Source organism: Lysinibacillus sp. NPDC056959, assembly GCF_042674095.1.
Classification (GTDB): domain Bacteria; phylum Bacillota; class Bacilli; order Bacillales_A; family Planococcaceae; genus Lysinibacillus; species Lysinibacillus zambalensis.
On record NZ_JBHURE010000050.1, the window covers coordinates 1 to 11,370 of the forward strand.

Below are 11,370 nucleotides of genomic sequence, written 5' to 3' on the forward strand. Positions count from 1 at the left end.
GGCACTTCTTGTTCAATTTTGAACAGGAAGTGCCTTATTTCTGTCTCTATTCCTTATTCATTTTCGTTTAGTAGCTTTAATATCCGTTTCAAATTAACAGCGAATATCGTTGTAGCACCTTGAATTTCCATGCCAAATGTAGGTTTGAAATAAAGTCGTACTGTTTATAAAAAAGATGTACCGTTTAAAATAAAGTTATACCGTTTTACCCCTTTGGATAATTTTAATCTAAAGGGGTGTTTTTATGTCTAAACGAACTAGAACATCTAAAGTCGAAAAGTGGATTAAAGAAGGTCGTGGCTCTGGAGTTGGAGAGGATTATAAACCATGGTTAAACATTCAAGATGTGTCTTCGAAAGGTCGGTCTACACGTTTAAAAGGTATTAAAACAAATAGACAGCATGAATTTCTATCAGATTTGGAACGGAATTACTTTTATTTAACTGAATATTCGGATTCTGTTGTTGATATTCGAGAACAATTTCCTTTATTGCCGTTGGAAGAAACAATTGTCATTGCAGATGAATTAGGTCTTAAATATCCTACAGACAAAATGCCGAAGAGGTAGCTTCGTCGGCAGAAGAGCTAACAGCCAATGCTAACCAAACGAGCATTGCTACAGAAAAAGTGGCCATTTCAATTCAAGATGTTGCGTCGAGCGCAGACACGCAAACAACGAGTGCGAATAAGAATGCAGAATCGTTACAGGAGCTTTCTAAGGCCATCCTTCATATTGCGGAGATCTCATCTACTGTGACGGATCTTTCACAGCATGCAACGTTACAAGCAGATGAAGGTGGACAGGCAGTTCAGGATACAAAAGATCAAATGCAGTCTATTCATGTATCTGTGACCGATTCAAATACGAAAATTCAAACACTACATGAATGCTCTAAGCAAATTACATCCATTTTAGATGTAATTACAAGCATTGCAGATCAAACGAACTTACTTGCCCTCAATGCAGCGATTGAGACAGCAAAAGCAGGGGAGCACGGAAAAGGCTTTGCAGTTGTTGCTGATGAAGTAAGAAAGTTAGCGGAGCAATCACAGGGATCTGCGAAGCAAATTTTTGAACTAATCAATGGTATTCAATTAGAAACAGAACAATCTGTAAACATCATGGCAAAAGTTACAGAGGATGTTCAAAATGGACTACATGTATCGGATGAAGCCATCGCGAAATTCCAAGTGATTAAAACAAGCATGGATAAAATAACTCCTAAAATGGGAGAGGTATCTTCAGCCTCTGAACAAATGTCAGCAAGTGTACAAGAGGTGACAGCTATTACGGAGGATTTGGCATTTTCAGCTAAAGGTAATGCATCTGCTTCAGAAGACGTTGCAGCGTCTACAGAGGAACAATTAGCTTCGATGGAAGAGATTAATGCTTCTGCACAAGCTCTTGCGCATATGGCAGACGTATTAAAACAGATCATTAGCCAATTTAAATATTAACAGAATCAGATATAACATTCTTTTTTACATTTTCTACTGTTTTGCATATAAATAAAAGTACCCTATAAGATAAACTTTTTAGTGTCTATCTTATAGGGTACAGTTTAAAGTCCCACAGCAGAAGATTTTATTTATATTTATAAAATGGTTACCAAACAACAACACTTGGAATAGTTTCGGAGTAACCAATGGCTTTAAGGGGATGTTTCGAAGTGAAATGAAACCCAGCGCTAAGGGAAAACATACTTGAAAAATTAGGGACAACAGATTCCAAAAAGGCAACAAGGATAAACAGACTTTGTTGCCTTTTGGTTTAATCTAAATTCTTATGATTAAAGTAGTGATGCAGCCCTCAACAGAGTTTACTTGTGAATCTCATACACATTTAAATAATTCATCTTTTAGGTTATCTGCTATTGGTAAGCTATTCATATAATCAAACAACATTACTCGTACTATTCAAAAGTGCAATGGATATAGTGAATAGAAATATCCGTTATAAACACTTGGTTTTATGTGAATCTAATTTAGTCAATAAGCAATTAATAACGGTTGAAGGGTCTTGCAGTTTAAGTATGTTTGTATTTTATTTACGCGTAAGGAAATAAGTAACCTTCGATTTATCATAATTTATTAAATTGACCATTAAATTAGGTGAGGTAAAACAAACATTACATACCAATAAAGTATAAAAAAATAGCTCAAGAGTTTATTTTGAATGATTTATGTTAACTGTTAGTAATAAAATGAATTGAAATTAATGATAAGGATAATTTTGTGAATGTTTAAAGTATAAGATGGCTTTTTGAAATAAATATAAAATTTATGTAGAGGAGAATATAGAATAAGTATGATATGGAATCAAAGAAGTGAATTATATAATATAGAACCACTGGGGCTAGAAACAGGAATGGTAGAAAGCCTTAGTAGTTATATAATTCGTCTTGCTTATATACATAATCTTAATGTCGGGGATCTAGTAAATAAACTTATCATTCCTGAACTTAATAAAGATTATTTGATAAAAAGTGCTATTTATGGTGGTGACAGTTTTTTTGAAGGAGCTAAAACAATAAATGGATGTATGGATAATTCGATAGATACAGTAAGAGTGTTGGAATTATTTACAACAAGAAATGATTTATCTAATCTTACTTTATATCGCTTTAAAAGTTTTTTTTTCGCTTAGGAACTTATTCAATGATTACTTATCGTGGTGTCCAAAATGTATAAATGAATGGTCTGTTGAAAATTTGGAAATATATTATCCTCTAGTATGGCACTTGAAAAGTGTAGAAATTTGTGACAAGCACAACTGCTTCCTCTTAGATTTTTGTTTGAACTGTCATAAGAAAATGAAATTTCTTAGAAGAAAAAATATACCGGGATATTGTTCGAACTGTTTTATTTTTTTAGGAGATAGTAATCTGGAGACTGAAAAAAAAGAAGAAATAACAGACTGGCATAGATTTTTGAGTCTGAATATTCGCAATCTTTTAGAGTTAGACTTTAATTTAATTTATACGGAGTTTGTAATAATAGATCAATTAAATTTTATAAATGAAAAGTTTTTCGGAGGTAGTGTGTCTGAAATGTCTAAATTTTGCTGTATTCCAAATTCTACTTTGTGGTATTGGATTAAAGGGATAAATAAATCTACACTAGAGGGAATATTACTAATTTGTTTCAAATTGAACATTGAGATCATAGATTTTTTATTAAAGGGAGAAAAGGTGGATATAAATACTGATTCAATAAACTTATTATTCTCCAATAATGAAAAGTTACAAAGAGTATCTATCCCTATAGATTTCTGTTTAATAGAAAAAAAACTTGAAGGTATTCTGAAATTAGATATCCCAATTTCAATGACTGTAGCTGCTAATCAAATTGGAAGAGATAGACGTGTTTTGTACAGAAAATTTCCAGTGTACTGTAAAATGATCTCTCAAAGATATAGGATTTTCACCAAAGAAAAGGCGACTGAACGAATAAATTTATTAAAAAAAGAAGTACAAGTTATTTTTCAGTTGTTAATTGATGATGGAATATTTCCGAGTAGAAGGGAAATTGAAAAGAGATTAGGTAAAAGAAGTGTATTTAGAGAAAGAGTACTAAAGGAATATTGGAAGAACTTATTAGTAGAACATAAGCTTATTTAATAGTCAAAGGAAACGATTAACAATGATAGATTCAAACGAGTTTAAAAAGTGGACAAATAATTAAATTTAAACATAGAAACTGTAAAAAAATATAGAGAGTGAGAGAGTATCAGCATCAGCAAGGAGAGTTGGAGGGAGGAAACAAAATGTTAGTGGTAAATATAGTAGTAGAAAAATGGGCGATTTGAAAGCCGTAGAATTACACCGATTATATATATAATGGAATATAATGATGAAGTTATCGAGTACTATGATTAACCGTCAAAAATTAAAATATACTATGAACAAAATGGTAAAAAAGCGGCGTACTGGAAATTATATTTATTTATGATTTCTACTTTCAAGCGTATTCGGAATGCAACGGTGTTTGTGAATTGCAACGAGATTGGAAATGACATTAAAGGCTTTGCCGCTTTACTCGCAAGTCAGCTTCCTGGATATCCAAATATAAAAAACGCGGATCTCCTTTAAGACGGCATTCTCAACTTTTCCTATATTTGGGTATAGATAAGATCAATCTGTATAGACTGAGGATTTTAGTGAAATCTAAAAATGACATTTTATAAATGGGAAAAATCTAATTCTCATTAATTAGGATGAAAATGAATAATTAATAGATTATTCGACCATAAATAAATTAACAAATAGTAAAGATTTGGCTAGATGATTTTAAGTCTGAATTACTCCGACAGGTTGAGCTGTTTTTTTATAAATAGAATAGTAGTTCAAGATTTAAGTGTGAACTGAACTGATATATATAATTTATGGACAACATGGCATAAAAGAAAGGATTCTAGTCAATTCTATGTTTATAGTTTATTCATTGTAATAATAAACAATATGAAATGAGGGGGCATGGTAATTGGAAAGAAGTTGTTTATATTCAATTGAACCAATCGGAATTGGAACAATTAATGTAGAATCTCTTTGCAGTTATATCTCTAGATTAGCAGACGTCCACTGCGTAACAGTTGGTATTATGACTCATTTGATTGCACCCAAAGTAAACAAAAAATACACAAAAAATATGGTGTTTAATGTTGGAATTGGTTTTTATAAATCATCATCTGCCATTAGCGGTCATGGGAACATTGCAGATAATTTGATTGAAGTAAGCACATTCTTAACAAAGAGAAGGGATATTAGGAAAACTACGCTTGTTAATTGTAGGGGAATAGTTCCAGTTAGAGGTTTACTAAAAGGTAGTAGACATTGGTGTCCATCCTGTTTTCAAGCAGATTTAGAAAATAAACAGATATCGTTTATGAAAGACTAAGTTGGACTCTTCAACCGTTTCTTAAATGTATGATTCATGGCAGGACACTAGAGAGTGTTTGTCCATTCTGTAAGTCTAGTATGTATACATTAGAAAGAAAGAGTGTAGCCGGATATTGTTCGAAATGTTTTTGTTGGTTAGGAAACTATAAGGAATGTAAAAAGATGACTTTTAAAGGTGATGAGACCAATGAAGATTCATTGAGAATTTTTTTCTCTGAATTTATCAATTTGCCGTTTGAAAAAAATTGTGTTTCGCGCTCAATATCCTATTATTTAAATAGAAATTTTGAAGGTTCTTTAACAAAGGCTGCTGGTTTTTTTGGATACCCCAAGTCGACTTTATGGGGTTGGAAGGAAGGTACTAATTTACCTCCATTAAATGCATTGATAAAAATTACTATGAAATTACAGCTTAGTCTAACTGATTTCTTTAATATGGAGAAATCTAATATAACTTTTAAAAATGATTGTTCTGATAGAATAGTCTCCTCTGGAAGAGTTAAAAAAGATCATAAAAAGATTCTGAATTTTCTCAAATTGATAATCGCGGAAAAGAGGCCCTATTCATTAAGTAAGATAGCGAATCTGATGGAGTGTGACAGAAAGCTATTAACCCAGATGTACCCAAACGAATGCCAATAAATAAAAATGAATTATTTGAATAGCTTAGAAGTGGAAAAACAATTTAAAAATAATGCTATGAAAAAAAGTATTGATAATGCAGTTTATACTTTAATGAAACGGGGTATTTATCCAAGTAGTGGGAAAGTAGAGGAAATAATAGGTAAGGGAAAATCACATGAAAAAAAGTACCAAGATTATTGGAAAGAGAAGAAATCATCACTGACAAAATAATAATTAACTTGAAAGAAGAAGGGAGGAATAATTTTGAAAAAAGATTTAATGAAGCTGTTTCTTGAACTGAATATCGAGGAAAATGTAGTAAAGAAAATAGAGTGCATAAGAACATCTCAACCTTCACGAAAAGTAAGATCAAGTGGAAAAAATGTTTCTGGCTTTTATCCAAGTGAAAAAATGGGAGTAACTATTCAATTTGAAAGTAGGACCCTTGAATTAGCAGCTATCTATGAAAAAGAATTCGATTCAAATGTCGTTGAGTATTATGACCAACCGGAAACTTTTCCAATTCGATACCAAAATAAAGGGCGTAACACTGGACACTATTATACTCCGGACTTTTTCGTTATTGAAAAAGAATGGATAGGTTATGAAGAATGGAAGACTGAAAAAGAATTAGCCAACTTGATTCTAAAGTCTCCTGGTAGATATTGTATAGATGAAACAGGTGCTTTCCGATGCCCACCAGCTGAAGAGTATGCAAAAGCGTGTGGATTATCTTTTCGAATTCGTACTTCTAGCGAAATAGATTGGACACTCCAAAGGAATATTAGATTTTTAGAAGATTATCTAAATGGTGATAAAACTGCTGTTTCTTCAACCAGAAAAGATCTTATTATTAATTTGATAGCTGAGAAACCAGGTATAAGTCTTGAAAGATTACTAAATATGAAACTTGATTTTAGTGCTGATGATATTTACCATCTTCTTGCACAAAATGAGATCTATGCTGATATCAAAGAAACTTTAATCACTGATTTTGATAAGTTCTCAATATATCTAAATAAAGAATCAGCGAACGCATTTTACAATATGGCTAATGCAAATGTAAAAGATACATTAAATATATCAGCTCTCAACATTTATCCGTTACAACCTCTCTTATGGTCAGCAGAACCCTGTACAATTTTAAGCATAAGCGAATCCAGTATTTCTATTATGAATGGAGAACAGGAAGTTAAAATCCCACATGTTCTTTTTGAAAAACTATATCAGGAAGGTACAATAAAACCCCTCAATGATACTAATAATGAATCAACCACTTCAGAAGAAGTTATAGACATTATACTTAGTGCTTCACCCAAAAGCTTGGAGGAGGCTAATCGTAAATATTGTGTTTTGCAAAACCACTGGAATGGCATCTCATTAGAAGAGTTAAAGGTTAGTCCAAGAACATTTAGGGATTGGGTGAAGAAATACAAAGATGCCCAAAGTCAATTTGGAAATGGTTTTGTAGGGCTATTAAATAAAAGAAATAATCAAGGAAATAGAGAACGAAAGCTATCTCCTGAAATTATAGAATTAATGGATGAATATATCAAAGAGAAATATGAAAATCCACGCAGTTCTAATCTTAATTCAATCTATAAACGATTTTATCAAGAATGTATAGATAGAGGATGGACGCCCCCTAGTAACGTTACATTTTGGCAAGCATCAAAAAAGAGATCCATCCATGTTCAAACAGAAAAAAGAAAAGGGCCGAAAGCTGCATATGACACAGAAAAGTTCTATTTTGAGATACAAACAACTACTCCAAGGCACGGAGATTTCCCATATCAGATTTCCCATATCAGATTTGTCATTTAGATCATACTGAACTAGATATTGAATTAATTTGTTCAGATACACATGAAAACTTAGGTAGACCTTGGCTCAGCCTATTAATCGATGCCTATTCCAGAAGAGTATTAGCTTTCTATTTAACATTCGATCCACCTAGCTACCGATCTTGTATGATGGTTTTGAGAGAATGCGTAAAGAGAAATTCAAGATTACCAAAAATGTTAGTAGTAGATGGTGGTAAGGAATTTCATAGTGTTTATTTTGATACATTGTTAGCCAAATATAATGTCACTAAAGCACAGCGGCCGGGAGCAAAGCCTAAATTCGGTTCTGTCTGTGAAAGAATGTTTGGTACTACTAACACTGAATTTATTCATAATCTATTAGGGAATACACAAATAATGAAGAAAGTTAGAGAAGTGACTAAAAAATTCAACCCTAAACATAATGCCATTTGGACATTTGAATCATTACACGAAATGATGGATGAATGGTCTTATCAAATATATGATCAGCAAATTCATTCAACATTAGGTACTACTCCAAGGAATTTTTATGAAAATCGATTATATAAAACTGGTAAGCGAGAGCATACTTTTATTAGATATGATGAATTATTTGAAATAATGACGTTGCCCTCTACTCCAAAACAAAAAGCTAAAATTCAACCTGGACGTGGGGTTCGTATAAATAACATTTATTATTGGGGAGATATGCTTGATCACCCGGAACTGGAAGGACAGAGTGTTTTTGTAAGGTATGATCCATTTGATATGTCTACTGCTTATGCCTATGTAAATAAATATTGGATTAAACTTAGGTCTGAAAATGTTATGCTCTTTGAAAATCGTACCGAAAAAGAGATACAAATGGCTACTGTCGAACTTAGGAAACGTATGAAGAATGTTGGAAAGGCTGTTGAAATTACAGGAAAGATAATTGCAAATTTCCTTGATTCAGCAGAGTCAAAAGAAGTTCTACAAATACAACATTTAAAAGATAAGGCAGCGAAATTATCGACAAAAGTGACTGATGGGGAAGATAATCAAAGTAATAATAATGCTCCTAAATTTAAAGGAAGGCATCTTTCTATTGTGAGTGAAGAAAGTAAAAATCCTTCTAAAAAACAGGAGGAAATTGATACAAAAAAATTCATCATCTATGAGGAGTTTTAGAAATGGATAAACAGCTATTTCCTAAGGACCTAATGCTTAAATCAGCTAATGAAAAAATAGATTACTTTAAAAATCTCACTGTGGCTCATCCGAATTTGATGAAGGCTTATGAAGAATTTAAAAATAAGATTAGTGTTGCCGATAAAAATGAGATTTTACTTATTTTTGGACCCAGCGGCGTTGGGAAATCAACATTATTTAATAGGATATTTGAAGATTATACTAAAGCATATTTGACAGAAATGCTTCAAGATAAAGGATTAATATCTATTGTTGGTACAGAAGCAGTTGCACCTGATGATGGGCGTTTTGATTGGAAAGATTTCTATATTAGATCTTTGACTGCTCTTAATGAGCCATTAATAAATTATAAAGTTAATATTGAAATTCATTCTAAAGGAATCGTGCCAACCGATAAAAGTAAAAATGCATATAGAAGGGCAATGGAAAACGCTTTAATATATAGAAAGCCACATGCATTTTTAATTGATGAAGCTCAACATATTTCTAGGATAGCACGAGGAAAAAGCCTTAGAAACCAGATGGATACAATAAAGTCTCTTGCCTCCATTAGTATGGTTCCGTTTGTTTTATTTGGGACCTATGAAATTCTTAAATTTAGAAATCTAAGCGATCAACTAATTCGTCGAGGAATTGATATACATTTACCAAGGTACAAAGCCGATATAGCAGATGACAGGGAGGCTTTTCAAAATGTTTTGTGGACATTTCAGAAGCATCTTCCATTTAATAAAGACCCGAATTTGATAGGTCACTGGGAGTACTTTTATTTGCATTCGGTAGGCTGCGTTGGCAATATGAAGTTGTGGTTTAATCGAACACTTGATTATTCTTTATCTAAAGATATGAACAAAAAGACTTTGACAATAAATGACTTCGAAAAATTTGAACTTAGTTTAGAAAAGGTAGAGAAAATGGCGGATGAGGCTACCGAAATGGAGAAGTACGTAGAAGATAGCGATAATGAGTATAAGCTTAGGGAGAGAATTAGTCTAAAGCTTGGAATGGGTGCCAATCAAAGTGAAGAAATAAGCACCTCTCATAAGTCTTCGAAGCAAAGAGGAAGGGTAGGTGAAAGAAAACCAAATCGAGATCGAATTGGAGTCGACGGATACAAAGATAAAAATACATCAAATTGAGGTGATTAAATGCTTACCTTATGGAATGATGAAAACATTAAAAGGCCTGAGAGGAGTATTTGCTATCCATTAGAACCAATGTGTAAAGATAGTATAGATGTTGAGAGTTTGACTAGTTATATCCAACGGATTTCTGATGCTCATACCATAGCTGTTTCAAGTCTAGTTAAGCATTTAATATTTCCAACTAAATATGCAGATGATACTCAGGAATTTACAGTTAATAAACTTTATGAATCGTATTATAAATCATATGCTATAAATGGATATAATCAACAGGCTTCATTTATTTTGTATGCATTGAGGAAATTAACGGGTGGAAAAGACTTAGATGATTTAACATGGTTGAAGATTGCGCCATTATTATCTCAAGGTGATATTAAAGTTTCAAGGCATTGGTGTCCCGCTTGTATATATGAACAAAAAAATGAAAATATGGCCTATGAAAAGCTTATATGGTCCCTAAATTCAGTTACACTATGTTTAATTCATAATTGTTATTTGGAATCAATTTGTCCGTTCTGTAAAAAGGAAAATAAACAGTTAGATTTGAATTCTGTAATTGGTTATTGTTCGAAATGTAAGAATTGGTTAGGTTCTAATCTTGTAATAAATAATAATACATGTGAAGAAACTAAAGAATGGCAGAAGTGGGTATACAAAAATGTAGAAGAACTTATGAAAAGTGAAATGCAAGAGTTTCTCAATCGCGATAATATTTTAAATGCAATAAGTAATTTATTAACTAAAAATTTCAATCGGACTAATAATTCGATATTTAATTTGGCGAAAAATATGGGTTTTAATAGAGCAGTTTTAGCCCCATGGAAAAACAAATCTAAGAAGATTTCTTTTGAATCATTATTAATATTAAGTTTTTGCGTAAATGTTTCTATAGAAAAAATTCTATTTAAAGAAAATGAGTTTAGTATAGATATCAATCAAATCAGACCAGTTAAAAAGGACATTTTTAACAAAAAGAGCTTCATTAGACTTAGCATTGAAGAAAAAAGAATTGCACTGAATCAGTATATTGATAGCGAAGAGTATCCACCGCTTAAATTAAGTGATGTAACTAAACAAATTGGATATAAAAGTAATGAATCATTAAGGGCGTTTTTTCCAGATGAATGTCGATTTATAAGCGCTAGATATAAAGCATATAAATCGAAAGAAAAAATTGAACAAGTAAAAAAAATAAAACAGCAAATTAATGAATGCGTTTCTACTGCTTTTGAAGAAGGGAAAGTGCTTAATAAGAATTACATTTATAGCAAAGTTAAAATAGGGAAGAAATTTGCAGAGCCTGAAATTCGAGATTACATAAAGGAAGTTCTAGAACTTCGTCGTAAAGACTTTTATTAAAAGTGTTGCAAAATCGCTAATTATTCCAGTGAAGTGAATCCTACAATTAGCTTCGAGAACAGATACAATATGTTTCTAGAGTTCTTGTCTGTTTATTGACATAATGGGGATTTTATTTTGTTCGATGCCTACAATTGATTATAATTGTAGGCATTTATTTGATTGTCTACATAATTCAGAGTTCAAGCCGTTTAACACATTTATATTATTTCCGCTGTCTACTTGACGGGGGGCAGTTCAATTGAAGGCAGCTTTTTTTATTGAACTAAACCAGCTAATAGTTTGTCAATAATTTTCTGTTAAAAGTTTAATAGGCACGTGCTATACTAAAAAGTGCATGACAAATAA

At 32.0% G+C, this 11,370-nt stretch carries 9 protein-coding genes and 3 pseudogenes; all 12 read left to right on the top strand.

Translation table 11 applies throughout. From position 1 onward, the window contains the following. Window positions 1-244: 244 nt before the first annotated feature. Window positions 245-550, top strand: a pseudogene (locus tag ACFTQ7_RS24540) (heteromeric transposase endonuclease subunit TnsA); the annotation flags it as partial. 77 nt (window positions 551-627) lie between these two features. After that, window positions 628-1,458, top strand: coding sequence for a methyl-accepting chemotaxis protein (locus ACFTQ7_RS24545; protein WP_483869444.1), 831 nt, complete (start codon window positions 628-630; stop codon window positions 1,456-1,458). Between the two features lie 850 nt (window positions 1,459-2,308). Continuing rightward, complete coding sequence (locus tag ACFTQ7_RS24550; protein ID WP_386831899.1) at window positions 2,309-2,647, top strand: TniQ family protein; 339 nt, start codon at window positions 2,309-2,311, stop codon at window positions 2,645-2,647. Next, window positions 2,595-2,723 (top strand): annotated as a pseudogene (locus ACFTQ7_RS24555) (hypothetical protein); the annotation flags it as partial. The gene ACFTQ7_RS24550 and the pseudogene ACFTQ7_RS24555, both read left to right, overlap by 53 nt. A gap of 90 nt (window positions 2,724-2,813) precedes the next feature. Beyond that, the gene (locus ACFTQ7_RS24560) at window positions 2,814-3,620 is read left to right on the top strand and encodes a hypothetical protein (protein WP_386831915.1); all 807 of its coding nucleotides are present in this window, start codon (window positions 2,814-2,816) and stop codon (window positions 3,618-3,620) included. 862 nt (window positions 3,621-4,482) lie between these two features. Continuing rightward, window positions 4,483-4,896 (top strand): TniQ family protein, encoded by a 414-nt coding sequence (locus ACFTQ7_RS24565; protein WP_386831901.1) that lies wholly within the window; start codon window positions 4,483-4,485, stop codon window positions 4,894-4,896. Between the two features lie 164 nt (window positions 4,897-5,060). Then, a complete protein-coding gene (locus ACFTQ7_RS24570) occupies window positions 5,061-5,540 on the top strand; it encodes a hypothetical protein (RefSeq protein ID WP_386831903.1) in 480 nt (159 codons plus the stop codon). Window positions 5,541-5,570: 30 nt separating this feature from the next. Continuing rightward, on the top strand, window positions 5,571-5,753 hold the full coding sequence (locus tag ACFTQ7_RS24575) for a hypothetical protein (RefSeq protein ID WP_386831905.1): 183 nt from the start codon (window positions 5,571-5,573) through the stop codon (window positions 5,751-5,753). A 33-nt stretch (window positions 5,754-5,786) separates the two neighbouring features. Next, window positions 5,787-7,343 (top strand): annotated as a pseudogene (locus tag ACFTQ7_RS24580) (heteromeric transposase endonuclease subunit TnsA); the annotation flags it as partial. Between the two features lie 197 nt (window positions 7,344-7,540). Next, on the top strand, window positions 7,541-8,497 hold the full coding sequence (locus ACFTQ7_RS24585) for a Mu transposase C-terminal domain-containing protein (protein WP_386831909.1): 957 nt from the start codon (window positions 7,541-7,543) through the stop codon (window positions 8,495-8,497). Between the two features lie 2 nt (window positions 8,498-8,499). Continuing rightward, complete coding sequence (locus tag ACFTQ7_RS24590; protein WP_386831911.1) at window positions 8,500-9,657, top strand: ATP-binding protein; 1,158 nt, start codon at window positions 8,500-8,502, stop codon at window positions 9,655-9,657. Between the two features lie 9 nt (window positions 9,658-9,666). Then, the gene (locus ACFTQ7_RS24595; RefSeq protein WP_386831913.1) at window positions 9,667-11,022 is read left to right on the top strand and encodes a TniQ family protein; all 1,356 of its coding nucleotides are present in this window, start codon (window positions 9,667-9,669) and stop codon (window positions 11,020-11,022) included. The last annotated feature ends 348 nt before the right edge of the window (window positions 11,023-11,370 follow it).

Coding starts and splice junctions, on each gene's coding strand:
- ACFTQ7_RS24550 (WP_386831899.1), top strand. CDS start 2,309: ATGATATGGAATCAAAGAAGTGAATTATATAATATAGAACCACTGGGG.
- ACFTQ7_RS24560 (WP_386831915.1), top strand. CDS start 2,814: ATGAAATTTCTTAGAAGAAAAAATATACCGGGATATTGTTCGAACTGT.
- ACFTQ7_RS24570 (WP_386831903.1), top strand. CDS start 5,061: ATGACTTTTAAAGGTGATGAGACCAATGAAGATTCATTGAGAATTTTT.
- ACFTQ7_RS24585 (WP_386831909.1), top strand. CDS start 7,541: ATGTTAGTAGTAGATGGTGGTAAGGAATTTCATAGTGTTTATTTTGAT.
- ACFTQ7_RS24590 (WP_386831911.1), top strand. CDS start 8,500: ATGGATAAACAGCTATTTCCTAAGGACCTAATGCTTAAATCAGCTAAT.
- ACFTQ7_RS24595 (WP_386831913.1), top strand. CDS start 9,667: ATGCTTACCTTATGGAATGATGAAAACATTAAAAGGCCTGAGAGGAGT.